Source organism: Pseudomonas sp. SWRI22, assembly GCF_014268395.2.
Classification (GTDB): domain Bacteria; phylum Pseudomonadota; class Gammaproteobacteria; order Pseudomonadales; family Pseudomonadaceae; genus Aquipseudomonas; species Aquipseudomonas paracarnis.
On record NZ_JABWQK020000001.1, the window covers coordinates 1,482,177 to 1,502,596 of the forward strand.

General features: G+C 58.4%; 20 protein-coding genes. 6 read left to right on the forward strand and 14 right to left on the reverse strand.

Going from position 1 to position 20,420, the window contains the following annotated elements:
- Window positions 1-40 precede the first annotated feature (40 nt).
- On the forward strand, window positions 41-661 hold the full coding sequence (locus tag HU730_RS06460; protein ID WP_034126524.1) for a hypothetical protein: 621 nt from the start codon (window positions 41-43) through the stop codon (window positions 659-661).
- A gap of 3 nt (window positions 662-664) precedes the next feature.
- Here HU730_RS06460 and HU730_RS06465 read toward each other — a convergent pair whose 3' ends face one another.
- The 6 genes from HU730_RS06465 to ppc all read right to left on the reverse strand — a co-directional run bounded on the left by HU730_RS06465 (window position 665) and on the right by ppc (window position 7,047).
- Window positions 665-1,363, reverse strand: a complete 699-nt coding sequence (locus HU730_RS06465; RefSeq protein ID WP_034126523.1) for an extensin family protein — start codon at window positions 1,361-1,363, stop codon at window positions 665-667.
- Between the two features lie 10 nt (window positions 1,364-1,373).
- Window positions 1,374-2,234, reverse strand: coding sequence for a DUF72 domain-containing protein (locus HU730_RS06470; RefSeq protein ID WP_096144493.1), 861 nt, complete (start codon window positions 2,232-2,234; stop codon window positions 1,374-1,376).
- Complete coding sequence (locus HU730_RS06475; protein ID WP_034126521.1) at window positions 2,234-2,536, reverse strand: hypothetical protein; 303 nt, start codon at window positions 2,534-2,536, stop codon at window positions 2,234-2,236. The genes HU730_RS06470 and HU730_RS06475 overlap by 1 nt, the downstream gene beginning before the upstream one ends.
- A 160-nt stretch (window positions 2,537-2,696) precedes the next feature.
- Window positions 2,697-3,383: a tRNA (adenosine(37)-N6)-threonylcarbamoyltransferase complex dimerization subunit type 1 TsaB gene (gene tsaB, locus HU730_RS06480; protein ID WP_096144494.1), complete on the reverse strand. Its 687-nt coding sequence runs from the start codon at window positions 3,381-3,383 to the stop codon at window positions 2,697-2,699.
- Window positions 3,384-3,473: 90 nt separating this feature from the next.
- On the reverse strand, window positions 3,474-4,121 hold the full coding sequence (adk, locus tag HU730_RS06485; RefSeq protein ID WP_003189104.1) for an adenylate kinase: 648 nt from the start codon (window positions 4,119-4,121) through the stop codon (window positions 3,474-3,476).
- A gap of 280 nt (window positions 4,122-4,401) precedes the next feature.
- Entirely contained in the window at window positions 4,402-7,047 is a 2,646-nt protein-coding gene (ppc, locus tag HU730_RS06490; protein WP_034126519.1) for a phosphoenolpyruvate carboxylase, read from the reverse strand.
- Between the two features lie 197 nt (window positions 7,048-7,244).
- On the opposite strand from ppc, the gene HU730_RS06495 reads away from it, so the two are divergent.
- From HU730_RS06495 to HU730_RS06505, 3 genes are all read left to right on the forward strand, one after another.
- Window positions 7,245-7,589, forward strand: a complete 345-nt coding sequence (locus HU730_RS06495; RefSeq protein WP_034126518.1) for a hypothetical protein — start codon at window positions 7,245-7,247, stop codon at window positions 7,587-7,589.
- Window positions 7,590-7,872: 283 nt separating this feature from the next.
- Window positions 7,873-8,298: a DUF4398 domain-containing protein gene (locus HU730_RS06500; protein WP_034126517.1), complete on the forward strand. Its 426-nt coding sequence runs from the start codon at window positions 7,873-7,875 to the stop codon at window positions 8,296-8,298.
- Window positions 8,299-8,354: 56 nt separating this feature from the next.
- Window positions 8,355-9,140 (forward strand): OmpA family protein, encoded by a 786-nt coding sequence (locus tag HU730_RS06505; RefSeq protein WP_034126516.1) that lies wholly within the window; start codon window positions 8,355-8,357, stop codon window positions 9,138-9,140.
- A gap of 292 nt (window positions 9,141-9,432) precedes the next feature.
- Here the strand turns inward: HU730_RS06505 and HU730_RS06510 are convergent, their stop codons facing one another.
- The 7 genes from HU730_RS06510 to prfB form a co-directional block, all read right to left on the reverse strand.
- Window positions 9,433-9,753, reverse strand: coding sequence for a hypothetical protein (locus HU730_RS06510; protein WP_054897116.1), 321 nt, complete (start codon window positions 9,751-9,753; stop codon window positions 9,433-9,435).
- A 109-nt stretch (window positions 9,754-9,862) separates the two neighbouring features.
- Window positions 9,863-10,189 (reverse strand): hypothetical protein, encoded by a 327-nt coding sequence (locus HU730_RS06515; protein WP_054917825.1) that lies wholly within the window; start codon window positions 10,187-10,189, stop codon window positions 9,863-9,865.
- On the reverse strand, window positions 10,186-11,091 hold the full coding sequence (locus HU730_RS06520) for an alpha/beta hydrolase (protein WP_034126512.1): 906 nt from the start codon (window positions 11,089-11,091) through the stop codon (window positions 10,186-10,188). The genes HU730_RS06515 and HU730_RS06520 overlap by 4 nt, the downstream gene beginning before the upstream one ends.
- A 154-nt stretch (window positions 11,092-11,245) precedes the next feature.
- A complete protein-coding gene (locus HU730_RS06525) occupies window positions 11,246-12,523 on the reverse strand; it encodes a flavohemoglobin expression-modulating QEGLA motif protein (RefSeq protein ID WP_014717201.1) in 1,278 nt (425 codons plus the stop codon).
- Window positions 12,524-12,651: 128 nt separating this feature from the next.
- The gene (locus HU730_RS06530; protein ID WP_106117928.1) at window positions 12,652-13,368 is read right to left on the reverse strand and encodes a TetR family transcriptional regulator; all 717 of its coding nucleotides are present in this window, start codon (window positions 13,366-13,368) and stop codon (window positions 12,652-12,654) included.
- A 143-nt stretch (window positions 13,369-13,511) separates the two neighbouring features.
- Entirely contained in the window at window positions 13,512-15,014 is a 1,503-nt protein-coding gene (lysS, locus tag HU730_RS06535; RefSeq protein ID WP_003189082.1) for a lysine--tRNA ligase, read from the reverse strand.
- A gap of 79 nt (window positions 15,015-15,093) precedes the next feature.
- Window positions 15,094-16,189, reverse strand: a protein-coding gene (gene prfB / locus HU730_RS06540; RefSeq protein ID WP_096001736.1) for a peptide chain release factor 2 whose coding sequence is annotated in 2 segments (ribosomal slippage) — window positions 15,094-16,116 and window positions 16,118-16,189 — 1,095 coding nt in all. Because the reading frame shifts where the segments join, the coding sequence is not laid out codon by codon here.
- Between the two features lie 531 nt (window positions 16,190-16,720).
- Here prfB and HU730_RS06545 point away from each other — a divergent pair.
- Window positions 16,721-18,988, forward strand: a complete 2,268-nt coding sequence (locus HU730_RS06545) for an S-type pyocin domain-containing protein (RefSeq protein WP_186526504.1) — start codon at window positions 16,721-16,723, stop codon at window positions 18,986-18,988.
- A gap of 1 nt (window position 18,989) precedes the next feature.
- Window positions 18,990-19,244 (forward strand): bacteriocin immunity protein, encoded by a 255-nt coding sequence (locus HU730_RS06550; RefSeq protein ID WP_054897112.1) that lies wholly within the window; start codon window positions 18,990-18,992, stop codon window positions 19,242-19,244.
- 143 nt (window positions 19,245-19,387) lie between these two features.
- On the opposite strand, the gene HU730_RS06555 is transcribed toward HU730_RS06550, so the two are convergent.
- Window positions 19,388-20,389: a PleD family two-component system response regulator gene (locus HU730_RS06555; protein ID WP_054897111.1), complete on the reverse strand. Its 1,002-nt coding sequence runs from the start codon at window positions 20,387-20,389 to the stop codon at window positions 19,388-19,390.
- Window positions 20,390-20,420 lie beyond the last annotated feature (31 nt).

Below are 20,420 nucleotides of genomic sequence, written 5' to 3' on the forward strand. Positions count from 1 at the left end.
AGTCAGGTATTTTGCCAGAGCTGAGCGTCGACCGAGAAAAATGTCAGACATTCTTCCCCTTTCCATCGGTGTACTGCCGACCCACAACCATTACGGCCTGCGCAATACCCAAGCGCTGGCCGGGGTGAGTCATGTGTGGCAGGACTTCTTCGCCCGCGCGTTGGCCGAGCAGCTCGGTGAAACGCCGGACGCGCTCGCCGCCAAGGCGCCCGCCCCGGCAGACCCGGCAGTTGAACCCCGCGAAGGCGCCGACCTGCTGGCGCAGATCCTCACCCAGCGTGAGTGCGATGTGAAAGACACCGAGATCGCCCCGCCGGAACCGCTCTTCCTGCCGATTGCCGAGTTCGAAACCGAGCTGCTGCCACCGGCCGCCACGCCGTTCCCGGAAGAAGAAGTCATCGCCCAGCAACGCCAACAAGCGTTTGAGAGCGAGTGGGTGCGCCCCATCGTGCTGAACGCCGGCCAACCGCTACCCGGGCCAGGCCCCGCGCCACAACCACGCCCACTGCACCTGCCGATTGCCGAATTCGAGCTGGACCTGCTGCCACCGGCCGCCACGCCGTACCCTGAAGAAGAGCTGCTGGCGCAGCAAAAGGCACTGGATTTCGATTACTACTGGGCACGCCCGCTGGTGACCCACAACCTGCGCCTGGCCGCCTGAACCCTAGCGACACACCCACCAACGCCCCATGTCGAGATGGAAATGGTTGCGATGAGCCGCGTTGTAGTCCGGGCTCAACACCACGTTGAAATCATCACAGGCGCCATCGCGTACCAAACGCAGGAAACGCGCACTGTCGCTCTGCCCCGGCCAATCCTTGAGCACGCTGATGCTGCGCCCATCCGCCAGGCGAAAACCGGCGATATCCAGCGCATTGGCCGAGGCATGCTGGCTGAGTCGACCGTCGGCGCGGTTGTAGATATTACGGCAGGCAAAACTGCCCAAATGCTCGACGCGGCTCACCGCCTGGCCAAACACGGCCTGGGCCGCCGGTTGCAGGCTATGGCGCTCGAACAAGGCGAACGCCACCGCCAGCGGGCAACTGGCGAGAAAGCTGCTGCTCAAGGCCACGTCAGCGCCCTGCACACGCAGAATATTGCGCAAGGGGCACGCCGCATCAGCCGGTGTATCGGCCTGGCGGCTCACGCGCAGACCAGAGGTGTTCAACACCTGGTCACACAGCGCCGGATCGTCCTGCAAACGACTGAGCTTGTAGCGCGTCAACAGGTTGGGGCTGGCCCGCACATCCAAGGGCGCCCAGGGGTTCCACTCGGCCGGCATCGGCACCCAACCCCGCCAGACGGCCAACGCAAATGCGCCCACCAGCACCAGCAACACACTCAATGTCTTGACCACACCCACGGCTCGACCCTCAAAGTAGCCCGAGCTGCTCCGCCACGGGTTCTCGATGCAAGGCAGGCAGCGGCGGTAGCCCTGGCAGGCGCACCATCAGCTTGGCGTGGAAGCGCAGCGCCAGTTGTGCCGCGAGACGATTGTCCGACGTGTGCAGGAACATATAGGGCGTGCGGCCCTCTTCGATCCAACTGGCGATCTTTTCCACCCATGGAATCAGGAACGGGTCATTGGCCTCAAGGTCCGGATGCCCAATGAAGCGCACCTGGGGAAACTGCGTCAGGGCCGCTGGGCGCGGTGGCACCCGGGGCTTTTTGGACTGGGCATGCAGCACCGCTTCCGAGGTAGAGGTACAACTGAACAGGGCACGTGGATCGAGGCAGATGCGCTCGACACCGCGATCGCGCAACAGGCGGTTGAGCATGCGCTCAGCATCACCCTTGGCGAAGAACAGTTCATGACGCACCTCCACGGCCAGCGGCCGATCAATGCCATCGAGAAATCCAGCCAGCTCCGCCAGGCGTGGCGGCGTAAAGCTCTTCGAGAGCTGCAGCCACAGCGGTGAAACGCGCTCACCCAAAGGGCTCATCAAGCCGACAAAACTTTCTGCCGCCGGCAACTGTTCACGCAAATCGCCAGCATGGCTGATATCGCCGGGAAATTTGGCGGTGAAGCGAAAATCATCAGGCATGATTTCGGCCCAGCGCTGCACAGTGGCGGCCGAGGGGCGAGCATAAAAAGTGGTATTGCCCTCAACGGCGTTGAAGACCTGGGAATAGAGCCCGAGGTAATCGCTGGAACGTGCCTCAACGGGATACAGGTACTCGCGCCAGGCGTTTTCACTCCAGGACGGGCAGCCGATGTAATAAGGCAAACGCATCAGATATGGATATCGAGACCCAGCACTTCCATATCCCATTCGACAAAGCCGGCAGTGGTCAGGTAGCTGGCCAAGGCGGTGGCAACGCTTTTGCTCATGGAACGGGGAAAGACCATGTCTTGCTGACGGGCAGGAACGCCGCTGATGCGGGCGCTCGAGGCGCCTTGAGCTTTGGAAGGCGTATCGGTGTGTACTTCGATGAAGTCCGGTGAATCCTCGACGGACTCGTCTACCGTCACGCTCGCCTTGCGCGGCTTACGCTTGAGGGGGTACGACTGTGAGGAAAAACCGTCTATACGCATACATGCAGACTCGGTATCAATGATGGCAATTTAGCGGCACTTTCCATGGCGCGCAAATGCTCTGGTGATAACTAGAACACATAATTTGTAAAAGGTTTAAAAACCCAGGCAAATTCTGACGATTGGCGAAATTTGCCGCGTAACACCCACCTTTTTGGCGTCAAATAATCCCGCGTTCGGCCTTGGTCTGCGCGACTTTATCGCGCAGGTACACCGGTGCTGCCTGGTCCGCCGCAATCGCCTCGCCGCGCTCGAATGCGAAACGTGCCAACGCCAGCAGGTCTTCGGCGTGTGGCAACATCGCCGCGTCCTGCTCGGCACAGGTCACCTTGATGCGTTCGCCATAACCCCAACCCGTGCCGGCACCGAACCAATCGCCGCTGGCGTCAGCGGGCAACTGCGCCGCTTCGGGGGCCAGCACCGCTTCCGTACCGACCAGGCGCATTTCGCCTGCGGTCTCACGGTAGCAACCCCAGTAAACCTCATCCATGCGCGCATCAATTGCCGCTGCCACCTGCGATGCCCCGTGCTCACGCAACGCACGCTGGGCCAGTACCGCCAGGTTGGACACCGGCAACACCGGGCGCTCCAGCGCAAAGGCCAGGCCCTGCACCACGCCGATGGCGATGCGCACGCCAGTGAACGCACCGGGGCCACGGCCGAACGCGATGGCATCCACGGCAGCCAGGGTGGTCCCGGCGTCTTCAAGCAATTGCTTGATCATCGGCAACAATTTCTGCGCATGCAGGCGCGGGATCACCTCGTAGTGGCTCGTGACCTTGCCATCGTGCAGCAAGGCAACGGAGCAAGCTTCAGTCGCGGTGTCCAGGGCCAGCAGGGTACTCATCGGTGTGGGTGTCCAAGTCGGAAAAAAGTGCGCCAGTATAAACAACAACGACCCGCAAGCGGGCCGTTGTCTGTGCCGCTGATCAAGGGATCAGCTCAGTGCTTGCAGCACCTTGGCGGTGATGGCCTCTACCGAGCCCACACCAGGGATGTGGCTATATTTCGGCTTGCCCTGGGCTGCGGACAGCTTCTGGTAGAAGTCCACCAGGGGCTTGGTCTGGGAATGGTAGACCGACAGGCGATGACGCACGGTTTCTTCGGTGTCGTCTTTACGCTGCACCAGGTCTTCGCCGGTGACATCGTCCTTGCCTTCCACTTTCGGCGGGTTGTAGACGATGTGGTACACGCGGCCAGAGCCTTCGTGAACACGACGGCCAGCGATACGCTGGACGATCTCTTCGTCTTCAACCGCGATTTCGACCACGGCGTCCAACTCCACGCCCGCCTTCACCAAGGCTTCAGCCTGGGGAATGGTGCGTGGGAAGCCGTCGAACAGGAAACCGTTCTTGCAGTCTTCCTGGCTGATGCGTTCCTTGACCAGGTTGATGATCAGGTCATCGGAGACCAGGCCGCCGCTGTCCATCACGCTCTTGGCGATCAGGCCCAGTTCGGTGCCAGCCTTGACGGCCGCACGCAGCATGTCGCCGGTGGAGATTTGTGGAATGCCGAATTTTTCAGTGATGAACTTTGCCTGAGTACCTTTACCGGCCCCGGGAGCTCCCAGCAGAATGACGCGCATCGATGTGCTCCTCAATTTTTTATAGAGATGACGCTCGGATTCGCCGCGTGGGGCCAATCTCGTAAAAATGTGGTTCTAGGCCGATCAAACGGCCAAAGGCTGATCAAGATACACAGCGGGCCCTCACCATACAAGCCGCCAAAAGTAGGAGAAACCCGCGCCGCACATGCGTCAGCGCCAGGGTGTGCCTGAGCGCAACCCACCCTCTCAAACGACGACCGCCCGTTTCCGGGCGGTCGTCGCGGTTTATCCGCAAGCCATTGAGTACACGCAAAAAACCTCAGCCGGTGTTGCGCAAACCGGCCGCGATACCGGCCACGGACACCAGCAGCGCCTGTTCCAGAGGGCTGTCTTGGGCAGCCTCCTGCTGACGGGAACGTGCCAGCAACTCGGCCTGCAACAGGTGCAAGGGGTCGAGGTAGGTGTTGCGCAGGCGGATGAACTCCAGGGTGTCGGGGCTATGGGCCAGCAGCTGCGACTGGCCGGTCAGGCCAAGCACCACGTCACACGCCTGCGACAATAGGTCGCGTAAGTGCGCACCCAATGCCAGCAGGTCCGGCTGCACCAGGCGCTCATCATAAAGACGGGCGATATCGGCATCGGCCTTGGCCAGGACCATTTCCAGCATGTCGATGCGCGTGCGAAAGAACGGCCACTGCTCGCGCATCTGCCCCAGCAATTGACCTTCACCGCGCTCCAGCGCCTTGCTCAGTGCCGCTTCCCAGCCGAGCCAGGCGGGCAGCATCAGGCGCGTCTGGGTCCAGCCAAAGATCCATGGGATGGCGCGCAAGCTCTCAATCCCGCCCGCACGACGCTTGGCCGGGCGACTGCCCAAAGGCAAACGGCCCAACTCCTGCTCCGGCGTGGACTGGCGGAAGTACTCGACGAACTGCGGATTTTCCCGCACCACGGCCCGGTATGCGCTGACACCGTCTGCCGCCAGTTCGTCCATCAGATGACGCCAGGCAGGCTCGGGAGGCGGCGGCGGTAACAGGGTCGCTTCCAGTACCGCGGCCAGGTAGAGATTGAGGTTCTGCTCAGCGATATCCGGCAGGCCGAATTTGAAGCGAATCATCTCGCCCTGCTCAGTGGTGCGGAACCGCCCCGCTACCGAGCCCGGTGGCTGCGACAGGATGGCAGCGTGCGCCGGGCCACCGCCACGACCAACAGTGCCGCCGCGACCGTGGAACAATAACAGCTCCACCTGTTGCTCGCGGCAGATGTCCACCAGACGCTCCTGGGCGCGGTACTGTGCCCAGGCGGCGGCCGTGGTGCCGGCGTCCTTGGCCGAGTCCGAGTAGCCAATCATCACTTCCTGCGGGCCCTGCAAGCGCGCGCGGTAACCCGGCAGTTGCAACAGGCGCTCCATCACCGGCCCGGCGTTGTCCAGGTCGGCCAGGGTCTCGAACAATGGCACTACGCGCATTGGCCGCTGTACACCGGATTCCTTCAACAGCAGTTGCACCGCCAGCACATCCGACGCGGCGCCGGCCATGGAGATGACATACGAACCTAATGATGCGGCTGGTGCGGCGGCGATTTCCTTGCAGGTATTGAGCACCTCGGCAGTGTCCGCCGAGGGTTTGAAGTAACCCGGCAGCAATGGCCGCCGATTGGTCAGTTCCTGGGTGAGGAAGCTGATACGCGCATCCTCATCCCAGTCCTCATAACGCCCCAGGCCCAGGTAATCGGTGATTTCGGTCATGGCCGCCGAGTGACGGCTGGAGTCCTGGCGCACATCCAGGCGCACCAGGAACAGGCCGAACGTCACGGCACGGCGCAGGCAGTCGAGCAGCGGGCCATCGGCGATCACGCCCATGCCGCATTCGTGTAGGGACTGGTAGCACAGTTGTAGCGGGTCCAGCAGGTCGCGGTTGTTCTGCAACACCTCGGCCGGCGCCGGGGTGGTGCTGGTCAACGAGGTGTGGGCCCACTGGCGCGTGGCGCGCAGGCGTTCACGCAGTTGCTTTAGCAAGGCACGATAAGGTTCGACGCTGTCGCCGACTTTGGCTTGCAACGCCGGGCTGGCCTGTTGCATCGACAGCTCGGAGGCCAATTGATCAATGTCACGCAGATACAAATCCGCCGCCATCCAACGCGCCAGCAACAGCACTTCGCGCGTGACCGGCGCGGTGACGTTCGGGTTGCCGTCACGGTCGCCACCCATCCACGAAGCAAAGCGAATCGGCGCAGCCTCCAGGGGCAGGCGCAGGCCGGTGGCGGCGTGCAGGGCCTGGTCGGCCTTGCGCAGGTAATTGGGGATGGCGTGCCACAGCGAATGCTCGATCACCGCAAAGCCCCATTTGGCTTCGTCCACCGGGGTGGGCCGCACCCGACGGATTTCTTCGGTGTGCCAGGCTTCGGCAATCAAGCGTTGCAAGCGCTCGCGAATCTGCTCGCGCTCGGCGGTGGTGAGGTCGCGGTGATCCTGCAAGGCCAGTTGCGCAGCAATGGCATCGTATTTCTGGATCAGCGTGCGGCGGGCCACTTCGGTGGGGTGGGCGGTGAGCACCAGCTCGATGTCCAACCGCGCCAACTGCCGGGCCAGGGATTCATTGCTGTGACCTTCGCTTTGCAGACGGGCCAGCAACTCCGGCAAAACCCGGGATTCGAACGGCGCGGGTTGCGATTCATCGCGCCGATGAATCAATTGATATTGTTCGGCAATGTTGGCCAGGTTGAGGAACTGGTTGAAGGCTCGGGCCACCGGCAGCAGTTCGTCCTCCTGCAGCTGATTGAGGCTGGCGCTCAACTCATCGCCAGCGGCTTTCTCTGAAACGGCTCCGCGACGGTCGGCCTTGGCGCCTTTGCGGATCTGCTCGATCTTTTCGAGGAAAGCCTCGCCGTACTGCTCTCGAATGGTGTTGCCCAACAGCTCACCCAGCAGGTGAACATCCTCACGCAAGCGTGCATCGATATCACTCATCAGCCAATCTCCAGCCAGAAATCCGGGACGCGCAGGTGCTTCAGAGTGCCGCCGACGTCGGTTTCTGACAAGGCCGAACGCAAACGACTTTAAACCTTGGCGCTTGCAGCTAGTCTCAACGGTGAGTCGCCGCGTCATCCACGCAGGCGGCTGGTCACTCATCACCGCCTGCCATCGCAGGCTTTATTGAGGTAGCCATGAAAATTCGAGAACTGGCCCAGCATTGGGAAGAAACCGCCAAGGGTCGTTTGACCAAGACTGAGTACGCCATTCATCTGGATGTAGAAGCCGCTGCACGGCTGGCGGCCATTGCCGAGATGTACCCCAAGCGCCATGTCGAAGAACTGCTCGGCGAGTTGATCGGTGCCGCCCTAGAAGAGCTGGAAGCCAGCTTTCCCTACATCCAGGGCCAGCAGGTAATTGCCACTGACGAAGAGGGTGACCCGCTGTATGAAGACGTCGGCCCCACGCCACGCTTTCTTACTTTATCCCGTCGCCACTTACATGATTTGTCGGCCGGCGCTGACGAACAAAAACACTGATAAACATTTATTGACGTCAATTAAACCCACGTATTCCGGGCCTTTTACAGGCCCGGAGGTACCGCTGCGCACCGCGAAAGTTCCATTTTTCAAACACTGACCAATCAGTCAGATATTTTTTTAGGCAAATCGCCATATCCGCTGAACTTTTGAAAAAAGCCTCCGGTCACAGCCAGTAGCCATCACTTGTGGAACGGTCGTTTGAACGGACGCCATGTGCTTTACCGACGGGCCCGAAATCGATACGCCCCGATGGATTTTGATGTTTTTCAGGAGTTATCCAATGGAGTTGAAGACGATGAACACCAGCACTGCCAAATCCTCGTTTAACCACCTGCGCGGGCTCAAATTGGCCGCGCTGGCAATCGGCACCAGCTTCGTTCTGGCTGGCTGCGCCGGCAACCCTCCAACCGAGCAGTACGCCGTGACCCAATCGGCCGTCAACAGCGCAGTCAGCGCCGGCGGTACCGAGTATGCGGCGGTGGAAATGAAGTCGGCCCAGGACAAGCTCAAAGAAGCTGAGATTGCCATGCACGACAAGAACTACGACAAGGCTCGCCAATTGGCTGAACAAGCCGAGTGGGATGCCCGCGTCGCTGAGCGTAAGGCCCAGGCTGCCAAGGCTCAACAGGCTGTGAAGGATTCCCAGAAGGCTGTTGAAGAACTGCGTAAGGAAGGCATGCGCCCAGCTGCAATCATGCAGAAGTAAGCCGCAGCTCCTTGACTGCATCGCACCTGATATCGAATTGAAAGGACGACACGACTATGCGTAAACAATTGATGATCCCTGCCCTGCTGGCGATGAGCGTTGCCTTGGCGGCCTGCTCCACCCCGCCGAACGCGAACCTGGAAAATGCGCGGACCAATTTCTCGTCCCTGCAAACCAACCCGCAAGCCACCAAGCTGGCGGCGCTGGAAACCAAAGACGCCAGCGAATGGCTGGACAAGGCTGACAAGGCCTACCGCGACAAGGAAGACGAGAAGAAAGTCGACCAGTTGGCCTACCTGACCAACCAGCGCGTTGAAGTGGCCAAGGACACCATCGTCCTGCGCGAATCCGAAGCCAAGCTGAAAAACGCTGGTGACGAACGTGCCCGCGCCCTGCTGGACGCTCGTGACGCACAAATCAAGCAACTGCAAAACAGCTTGAACGCCAAACAAACCGATCGCGGCACCCTGGTGACTTTCGGTGACGTGCTGTTCGCCACCAACAAGTCCGATCTGAAATCCAGCGGCCTGGTGAACATCACCAAGCTGGCTCAGTTCCTGCGCGATAACCCAGACCGTAAAGTGATCGTCGAAGGCTACACCGACAGCACCGGTTCCGACTCGTACAACCAGAGCCTGTCTGAGCGTCGTGCCGCTTCTGTTCAGCGTGCACTGGCTCAACAAGGCGTGGATATCTCGCGTATCGTGACCCAGGGTTATGGCAAGGAATACCCGGTTGCCGATAACGGCAGCGTCTCCGGCCGCGCCATGAACCGTCGCGTGGAAGTGACCATTTCCAACGACAACCAGCCGGTCAAGCCACGGTCTTCCGTTGCTAACTGATTGATGCTGGATAAAAAACCCACCTTACGGTGGGTTTTTTTTGGGTTCGTCGAACCCGACTGGACGATGTGTATCTTCGAGCGGCATTTCTATCTTCGCGCTCGATAGCTTGTCCATCAGCTGGCTAAGCTCATGCGTCTGGGCAACTTTGCGCTCCAGTTCTTCATGCCCTCTCGCCATGTTCAACATATTGCGTATCGCAGCAATAGTAATCGCCACTGTCTCGGCCCCAATCTTTATGAGTCATGACGCTTTTGTGGCTTCTGACGCAAGACGGTTCCCGTTATTCATGTTACTGCTGGAAATCAATGGAAATCTTTGCGCTACCTTCGCCACCAGGCTTGCTGCCTTCGCCATCAGCGCCTTTACCCTCTTGGCCTTCCATAGCTTTAAGCTTTTCCTCGAGTTCTTTCAGCAGTTTTTTAAGGTCATCCACAGCGCCTCCCGAACCGCCGCCGCCCTCTGAACCACCGGCACCTTGAGATTGCATCTGACCTATTTGCTTCTTCAGATCCTCAATCTCTTTCTTGAGGCTGCCTACGTCACCGGATTGTTGACCTGCATCTTGAGCGCCAAAACCACCTTGGGAAGGACCAACTCCACTTATAGACATATGTGACTCCAAATCAAGTTAAAGAGTTAACCGAATCAGCGTTGCTGCTCGGTCCCAAATCAGTGGCAACTCACTCAAAATGGTTCCAGCTTTCCCCACACTGCCTGTCCTACTGCTCCAGTTTCGGCGTTTCTTGACCTATACAACGTACGGCCTGCTTCTTGTTGTTCACCAGCACGCCGCTCAAGCCTTTCTGCTCGGTATCAAACATCACCAATACGCCGTCAACACACTGCGCCACTTGCGCGGCCGGGGTCAGGGAGACTTTGTAATCTTCGCCCGGTATGGTCTTGAGCATGGTGAAATCGCTGAGCAGCAACGCATCTTCCGGCTTGGCGAAGTGCAGATAGCCGTAGTACCACAGGCAGCCAACGGTGCCGATGATGGTACCGATGCCGGTGAGGATCAGCGGGATCATGTTGCGTTCTTCGCTCATTGCGGGCTCTCTGATGAGTCAACTTTAGGAATAGGGTAATTCGGAATCTCGCCCAGACGGCGCAGGCCATTGAAGTGCTGCGGGTCGTCCAGGTAACGCAGCATGACGGTTTGCCAGGTCTTGTCGGCAAAGGTCTGCACATGGCCGCCACGAGTCAGTTGCAACACCCTGGGCGGTGGCGCCGCTTGATACAGGCGGATCCCATTGGCCACCGGCACGATCGGGTCATCCAGACTGTGGAACAGCAGCTTGGGCACACCGGTCAACCGGGGAATGGCATTGATCGCACTGTCGGCGTCGGGCACCAGCCACGACAGCGGCACCTGCAACGGCCAGGTTAACCAGGAAGTGCTCAGGGCGAATTGTCCTACGTCACGATAACTGGCTGGCACGCCGTCCAGTACCAAGGCTTTTAGCTGGGCTTGACGCTCCGGGTGGGCTGCCAGGTAATGCACCGCCAATGCACCGCCCAGGCTTTGGCCGAGAATAACCAACGGTTGCCCCTGGGTTTCAGGCGCCTTGTCGATCCAGCCGAATGCGGCGTCGATATCCTGGTAGATCGCCGGCAACGACGGCTTGCCTTCCGACAGCCCATAGCCGCGATAGTCCAGCAACAGCACTTGATAACCCTGCTCCGGCAACCACCAACTGCCCCCCAGGTGCCAGGCGAGGTTGCCGCCGTTGCCGTGCAAATGCAGGACTGTGCCCTTGAGCGGGACACCGGGTTTGGCCGGCAGCCACCAGGCATGCAGTTTCACGCCATCTGCGGTGGTGAGCGTGACGTCGCGGTATTGCAGGTGGGCTTTTTCCGGGGTGAAGGGTAGGCCGGGCTCGGGGTAGAACAGCAAGGAGCTGCAGCCGTTCAATGTGAGTAGCAGGCATAAAATGCCGAGGATTCTCATCCGTTGAAACCTCGCGAAAGTTCTGAAGACCAGTAAAGATCAAATGTGGGAGCTGGCTTGCCTGCGATAGCGGTCTATCAGTGACTGAGCGCTGGCTGACCCAGCGCTATCGCAGGCAAGCCAGCTCCCACATTTTTTGATTCGGTTTCGTCAGTTACAGGATATTGGAGTAATCCGCCTCGATCCGGTCCAGGCTCAAGTGGTTGAGGAAGTTGGAGAAGCACATCCAGGCCGCCAGCGCGTTCATGTCACGAAACTGCTCCGGCAGGTACTTGGGCGGCACCACCAGGCCTTCGTCGACCAACTGGCGCAGGGTACGCATGTCTTCAAGGGTGGTCTTGCCGCAGAACAGCAGCGGCACTTGCTCCAGCTTGCCTTTGCGCACGGCGAGCTGGATGTAGTTGTAGACCATGATAAAGCCCTTGAGGTAGGACAAATCCTTGGTAAATGGCAGGCCGGTGGGCACCGAACCACGAAATACCCGGCTGGCATTCCCATAGCTTTCGGCCATTTCAAAGCCTTGCTCGCGGAAGAACTCGAACACCTGCAGGAAGTCAGCGCCCTCCTCCACCATATGGATGGCGCGGGTCCGGTTGGTGAGTTTGCGCAGGCGGCTGGGGTAGGAGGCAAACGTGATGATTTCCATCAGGATCGCCAGGCCTTCTTGGGTGACGGTGGACGACGGCGGGCCCTTGGACAGAAACGTGCAGATCGGCTGGTTCTGGCCGTTAAGGGTGGTGCCCACATGCACCAACCCTTCATGCACTTCGAGGGCGCGCACGTCGCGGTCATTGAACATCGCATCGGCGCGGATCTTGATGTAGTCGGCGCCCGCTGCCGCATCGGCGACGATGCCGTCGGACTCGAACACGCGGATGGTCTCTTCGGCTTCGCCAAACACCTTGTTCAGGCGCGTTTGCAGCAGGCTGACCGCGTCCTTGGCGGTGAGGGTCTTGGCTTCGTCCTTGAGGTCACCCCGGCCATCGATGTTGTTCAGGTAGTCGGAGAGCATCAGGCCAAGGTCGGCCAGGGTCGGGTCGCCGGCGTGGAACGCATCGGAGGCGGCGCCGTAAAGCTCTTGGGAAATCAGACCGAAGTCCTCGGTGCCGCGCGCTTCAAGCATGCGCACCACCATGCGGTATTCACGGCACATGCGCCGCATGATCTGCCCCACCGGACTGAATTGCCCAAGGCGACGGGTGATGTCGCGCTCGATGTTCTGAAACTCCAGCTTCACCGCACTGGAATCGAACGACAGCGGCCGGTTCAGGTAGTAATCACGGTCTACGGCAGGCATCGCCTTGCCCTTGGCCTTGAGAAATCCCTGACGAATGTTCTCGTCCCATTTCACCGCATCAAGGACGCGGATCGGTGTTTGCGCCAGCACAATGCGATCGGACAAGGTGCGTATCGTCTGCTGGTAATCGTCCACCCGGTGCTTCCTCTTTAAACGTTATTGGCCCACGCGCAGTTAGCGCACGGCTTCACATCTGAGCAGCAGGCCCATCAGAGGTAGGAGCTGGCTTGCCTGCCCCCACCCAAAGCAGATTGCGCACAGGGCTAGGCCGAGGCCAATACCAGGTGCATGTGACGCTTGAGGATTTCAAGCATCTCGTCACCCGTCAAAGGCTCTGCGCCGCCCAACAGGCCCTGATATTCCATCCGACTGATGATAGCCGTCAACACCTTGGCATCCTGCTGTGGCTCACGGGAACCCAATACCTGGAAAAACTGCCCGGTGCCCTGCAACAGGATCTGTTGGTGGGAGCGTACCAGTTCGGCCAGGCGCGGGTTGAGCAGGGCTTCCTGGCGAAAAGCCTGCTCGGCCATCAGGTATTCGCGGCGGTTGGTCAGTTGGCGCAGCACATAGTCGGCGGTCAGGCGGGCGATATCATCGGCCAGTTGCGAACGCGACTGCGGGCTGCCGTCACCATAGGCGACCATCTCGCGCAACAGGCCTTCGTTGCGCACCCACAGCTTGCCCATGAAAGCGGCGCTGCGCTCCACGTATTGGGCGAAGGTGTCGGTGAGCAGGTCGTCGATGTCTTTGAAGTAATAGGTGGTGGCCGACAGCGGCACCCCCGCCTCTGCCGCCACTGCCCGATGACGTACGGCCCGCACGCCATCGCGCACTACGATACGCATGGCCGCATCGAGAATGTCTTGCCGGCGCTGCTCGCTGCCCCGCCGACTGGCCTTGCGGCCCTGGTACTGAACACTTTCAGCCACGGCAGCAGCAATGCCGGCGGCACCTTCTTGAGCCATTATGCGGTTCACCACACTTCTTCCTTTAGAGGTGACGCGGAGCGTCACAGAGTGCACTCCCACGCGGAGCGTGGGAACGATCAATGACGAGCACCACTTGAACAGGCCACATAAAAAAGCCGCCTTATAAAAGGCGGCTTCGGATTTCGCTACGGTTACGCTTGTGGCCGCATGTGCGGGAACAGGATCACGTCGCGGATCGACGGCGAGTTGGTCAACAACATCACCAGACGGTCAATGCCGATACCTTCACCGGCAGTCGGCGGCATGCCGTACTCCAGGGCCCGAACGAAGTCGGCATCGTAGTGCATGGCTTCGTCGTCACCGGCGTCCTTGTCGGCCACCTGGGCCATGAAGCGCTCGGCCTGGTCTTCCGCATCGTTAAGCTCGGAATAGGCGTTGGCGATTTCGCGGCCACCGATGAACAGCTCGAAACGGTCGGTGACGTTCGGGTTGTCGTCGTTGCGACGGGCCAGCGGAGACACTTCGAACGGGTATTGGGTAATGAAGTGCGGCTGTTCCAGCTTGTGCTCCACCAGTTCTTCGAAAATCATCACCTGCAGCTTGCCCAGGCCTTCGAAGCCCAGCACCTTGGCGCCGGCTTTCTTGGCAATGGCACGGGCCTTGTCGATGTCGTTGAGGTCGTCAGCGGTCAGCTCGGGGTTGTACTTGAGGATCGAGTCGAACACCGACAGGCGCACGAATGGCTCGCCGAAGTGGAACACCTTGTCGCCGTACGGCACGTCAGTGCTGCCCAGCACCAGCTGTGCCAGCTCGCGGAACAGCTCTTCGGTCAGGTCCATGTTGTCTTCGTAGTCGGCGTAGGCCTGGTAGAACTCCAACATGGTGAATTCAGGGTTGTGACGGGTCGAGACGCCTTCGTTACGGAAGTTGCGGTTGATCTCGAACACCTTTTCAAAGCCGCCAACAACAAGCCGCTTGAGGTACAGCTCAGGCGCAATACGCAGGAACATTTCCATGTCCAGCGCGTTGTGGTGGGTCTCGAACGGCTTGGCTGCGGCACCACCCGGGATGGTCTGCAGCATCGGGGTTTCCACTTCCAGGAAGTCACGCTGCATCAGGAAGCTGCGGATGTGAGCAATGACTTGCGAGCGTACGCGGAAGGTCTGGCGCACGTCTTCGTTGACGATCAGGTCAACGTAGCGCTGGCGATAGCGCTGTTCGGTGTCGGTCAGGCCGTGGTGCTTGTCTGGCAGCGGGCGCAGGGACTTGGTCAGCAGGCGTACATTGGTCATCTCGACGTACAGGTCGCCCTTGCCGGAACGGGCCAGGGTGCCTTCGGCGGCGATGATGTCGCCCATGTCCCAGGTTTTCACCGAGGCCAGGGTTTCTTCGGACAGGGTCTTGCGGTTGACGTAGACCTGGATGCGACCGGTCATGTCCTGGATCACCATGAACGAGCCACGGTTGAGCATGATGCGACCTGCCACCTTGACCGGGATCGCAGCCTCTGCCAGTTCTTCCTTGGTCTTGTCCGCGTATTGCTTCTGCAAGGCATCGCAGTAGTTGTCGCGACGGAAGTCGTTGGGGAAGGCGTTACCCTTGGCGCGCTCGGCAGCAAGCTTTTCCTTGCGCAGGGCGATCAGGGAGTTTTCTTCCTGTTGCAGGGCTTGCGGGTCGAGTTGTTGGTCGCTCATGTCTTTAAATATTCCATCAGGTTCGTTGCCCCCAGCCTTCGGCGGGGGATCGCGGGCAAGCCCGCTCCCACAGAGGGTATTAGAGGCCGGATTTCAGGCTGGCTTCCAGGTATTCGTCGATATCGCCGTCGAGTACCTTGTCGCAGTCGCTGCGTTCGATGTTAGTGCGCAGATCCTTGATCCGCGAGGCATCGAGCACGTACGAACGGATCTGGTGACCCCAGCCGATATCCGACTTGGTGTCTTCCAGCGCCTGGGAAGCGGCGTTGCGCTTCTGCATTTCCTGCTCGTACAACTTGGCCCGCAGCATTTTCATGGCGGTGTCCTTGTTGGCGTGCTGGGAACGTTCGTTCTGGCAGCTGACCACGGTGTTGGTCGGTACGTGGGTGATACGTACGGCCGAGTCAGTGGTGTTTACGTGCTGACCACCAGCGCCGGAGGAACGGTAGGTGTCGATCCGCAGGTCGGCCGGGTTGATCTCGATTTCCACTTTGTCGTCGATCTCTGGCGAGACGAACACCGCAGAGAATGAGGTGTGGCGACGGTTGCCGGAGTCGAACGGGCTCTTGCGCACCAGGCGGTGCACGCCGATCTCGGTGCGCAGCCAGCCAAAGGCGTATTCGCCCTTGATGTGTACGGTCGCACCCTTGATACCGGCCACTTCACCGGCGGACAGTTCCATGATGGTCGCGTCGAAACCGCGCTTGTCGGCCCAGCGCAGGTACATGCGCAGCAGGATGTTGGCCCAGTCCTGGGCTTCGGTGCCACCGGAACCGGCCTGGATATCCAGGTAGGCGTTGTTCGGGTCCATTTCGTGGCTGAACATGCGGCGGAATTCAAGCTTGGCGAGGTTTTCCTCGAGACGGGCCAGCTCGGCGACAACATCGCCCACTGCGCCTTCGTCGTTTTCTTCGACGGCCATGTCCAGCAGGTCGCGGCAATCACCCAGGCCGGTGTTCAGTTCGTCGAGGGTATCGACAATCTGTGCCAGCGCAGCGCGCTCGCGCCCCAGTTCCTGGGCGTATTCAGGTTTGTTCCAGACACTCGGATCTTCAAGCTCGCGATTGACCTCGGTCAGACGCTCATGCTTTTGATCGTAGTCAAAGATACCCCCGAATAGTTTCGGAGCGCTCGGACAGGTCCTTGATGGTGTTAAGGATCGGGTTGATTTCCATGGCGGGCAGCACTCGTTGGCGAACTTTTGAAAGCCGGCGAGTATAACGGCAAACGGCTGGAAACGGCAGCCCGCTTGGTCGATTCTGCCAAGACAGCGCTTGCCTCTCGTCACGCTTGCTTCGGTGACAGACACGTGACCCTCAGAGCATTTCCTATAGGTTGACGATGCCGCGCGTTAGAAAACCCGACCTACTACTCGCTAAAACCAGACCGTTCATCTGTTTATACAAATAATTTGAAAATCCAAATCAGAGCCTGCCTAAAAGACCACAAACCAACCCACTCCAATAAAAACAAACAATTAGGTTTCTAGCCAAATCATCCCAAGACTCAAGTGATAAACATACAAGAATATAAATACATCAGTTTCAGAACCGTCTTACAGAGTCTCCTACACGCATAAAATCAAATCAAAACGCCATCAGTTTTTTCTTTCTTCCCTCTCAAATAAGTTTGATCAAAGCGCCTGAGTTTTTTTCTTCAGGACGCACAAACTCTAACGATCACTCTCATAAAAATGGAGAGGCCCTATGGCACAACAAGGGTGGCAGCCAGGACAACCTTTAGAACTCAAGCCGACGATAATTACCGCAGGGAGACGAAACACTTATTGGGGTGGTGAAGGCGGAGGCTACGTAGGAAGTGGAGATGGCTGGGGCCTTCAAGAAGGGCCACGTCGAGGTGAAGGAGACCGTAGCCGCTTCAAGCAGTTTGACTTCCCTAGCACCACCGCCGATTTCATTGGAGAGCAAAAGTACAATCAATCCTTGATTGACGCGGAGTACAGCGCACGGTTCGCAACGCTCACTACTGAAACTGAACGCGAACTCGCAGAGAAACAGCAAGCCGCGAAAGCTTCACAGCCGCTTACAGAAACAGCCTCAGCCGTTCTCGATCAAAAAATCACACTTGAAATCATCGGCGCGAAAAAAACCAAATACGCCAGTACTGCGCCACTCATCTATGGGCTCTATGATCAAAGCCCTTTTTACCTGATGGAAAACTTAACTTATACAAAGCTACGTGAAACGCTTGCCTCTTCTGACCCGATAAAAAATCTGGGCGATGCCTACACACTTTACGACAACGTCTGGAGGGCCGCACAAGAACTCAAGGCTCTCTCGCTCTCCATAGACATTCTGACTAAAAAACTTTCAGGGTTGGCAAAGGCCCGGCAAACGCTGGAGGCCAATTTAGCCGAACATGATCCTGGCTGGGCAAATTTACACAATGAGTATCTGAAGGTCATTGCAGATGAGTTGGAAATTCAAGTGCAGTTGCTGCCGGAATATTTGCAGGTGGAACTCGCCTCTCTTGCCGGTTCGGTCGTTGGATTGACACCCGGCCAGACCCTCATGCTTTACAAAAACACGCTGGACAAAATGATCGAAGAAACGATGGCAGCGATCAAACCTATTGACCCACCGTTAGCCATAAACCGGAACGGGTTGATGATTTACTATCCCGCAGCCAACCCACGGGTTACACCGCCACTGAGCAAACCCGAGCTTGAGGGACTCAAACAGCTTATTTATCTACAGCAGAATACCGCTCTTGGGGTGAGATGGCTCAGCCATCATGACTTTGTGCTGAAGTCAGAGTCCGCGCGGTTTCTTGCCAACGCCTCCAATGCAATCAGCGACCTCGCAGAACGTGCGCAGCAGGTAGCAACGGCCCAAGCGCGTATTGAAGCGGTAAGAGTAGCCAATACCTATCGACTGTCGGGCACTGCTGCTGCGACTCAAGCGATCGTCATGACCTCAGTCGGAACTATCGCTACAGCAGAGGGGGTTACCGTCACGCTGCGAGCCGCTATTGGGGCAGCAGTGGCCGCATTGACGGAATTGGCCGCCAGTACCGCGAGTGGCTTGATGGTCGGTGTTTCAGTGCTGATCTATTCTCCCAAACTCGCGAACGGAGAACTTCCAGAGCGTTATGCGCTTGGCACACCGATCTCAACCTTGGTACCAGGCCTCGACGAGTCGACGATAAGTTCGGCAGTCAACGGCACAATCGACCTGCCGGTTCGAATGAGTTCGAGGACGGCCGCAGATGGGCGGTCAGAAGTTTTTGTGGTCAACACCGATGGTGCAAGCGTGCCTTCCAGGGTCAAAGTGGTTACTGCGACCTATGATCCTGGGCAGAAGGTATACACCGTCACGACAAGTGACATTCCACCAAGAACGTTGATTTGGACACCTATTTCCGCTCCTGGAGATAGCTCAACAACGCTGCCACCGGCCCCGCCTGAAACGCCCGTCTATGCAGGCGCCGACACAATTCCAGTCGAGGGTAGGGTTGACAGTTTTCCAGCCGTTGTTGAAGCTGGATTTGACGACTTCATCATCGTTTTCCCGGTCGATTCTGGCCTGCCTCCAATCTATGTCATGTTCAGGGATCGGCGTGAAGATCCCGGAATCGTGACAGGCAATGGGCAATCTATAACCGGCTCTTGGCTGGGAGCGGCCTCCCAGGGTGAAGGAGTCCCTATACCATCGCAAATTGCCGCAAAACTGAGAGGTCAAGAATTTAAAAACTTCAAGGCATTTCGTGAAGCCTTCTGGAAAACGGTTGCTAGCGACTCGGAACTGGCTAGTCAGTTAAACCGTCAAAACCTAAGAAGAATACTAAACGGCAAGGCGCCCTATACTAGCGAACTAGAACATGCTGGAAAATCTAGTAAATTCGAACTTCACCATAAAATATTCATTTCCCAAGGCGGAGAAATTTTCGACATCGACAATATCCACATAGTCACTCCAAAACTTCATAAGCGTATTCACGGCAAAGGTAATTAAGATGAAAACCTCAATTTCCGAGTACACAGAAAGCGAATTTTTAAAATTTGTAATTTCTCTTTGTGATGCGAGTGCTCGCTCTGAGGAAGAAGATGACGAAATGCTATTAGAATTCAAGCGACTTACGGAGCATCCTGATGGGTCAGACCTCGTCTATTATCCAAGAAAGGGTAGAGAAGACAGTCCAGAAGGCATTGTAAAAGAGGTCAAAGAGTGGCGCGCGAATAATGGCAAGCCTGGATTCAGAATAGAATAACGCCGTCCTGCCCCCTGCCATCGGCTCTACAACGATGGCAGATTTCTTAGCTCAAAAACTTTCATATGTAATCAATTCGGATGAGTACGAAACTCAGGAGTGCAAGGGGGAAGTCCCCCTCGCACATTGAAGTTGGCCTCTAATTACTCGATACCAACCTGATTACGCCCATTGTTCTTGGCCGTGTACAACCCCTTGTCCGCCGCCATGATCAACTGCCGACAGTCCGTACCCTGAGCCGGCGTCAACGTCGACAGCCCGATACTGATGGTCAGGCTGGCACCTTCAGCCGGGGCGATGTGCGGGATTTTCAACGCCGCCACCGCCATGCGCAGTTTTTCCGCGACCAGGCGTGCGCCGCCCGGCGAGGTGTTGGGCAGGACCAGTGCGAACTCTTCGCCACCGTAGCGCGCCGGCAAGTCCGAAGGGCGGCTGCTGGCATCGCGAATGGTGGCGGCGACTTTGCGCAAGGCTTCGTCGCCCTCGACGTGGCCGAAGCTGTCGTTGTAGGTCTTGAAGAAATCCACATCGATCATCAGCAACGAGAGTTGGGTCTGGTCGCGCATGGCGCGGCGCCATTCCAGCTCCAGGTATTCGTCGAAGTGACGGCGGTTGGACAGCCCGGTCAGGCCATCGGAGTTCATCAGGCGTTGCAGCACCAGGTTGGTGTCCAGCAACTGTTGCTGGCTGACCCGCAACGCGCGGTAGGCCGCGTCGCGCTGCAACAGCGTCATGTAGGAGCGCGAGTGATAGCGGATGCGCGCCACCAATTCGATGTTGTCCGGCAGCTTGACCAGATAATCGTTGGCCCCGGCCGCAAAGGCCGCGCTTTTGATCAGCGGGTCCTCTTTGGTGGACAGCACGATGATCGGGATATTCGCGGTGGCCGGGTGATTGCGGTACTCACGCACCAGGGTCAGGCCGTCCAGGCCCGGCATCACTAGGTCTTGCAGGATCACCGTGGGCTTGATGCGGATCGCCTGGGCAATCGCCTGGTGCGGGTCGGCGCAAAAGTGGAAGTCGATGTTCTCTTCATGGGCCAGGCCACGCCGCACGGCTTCACCGATCATGGCCTGGTCGTCGACCAGCAGCACCATGGCGGCGTTTTCGTCGGTCTTGAAGTCGTCGAGCTGTAAATCATTCATGTGCAATCACCTGAATTACTACCTGCAAGCC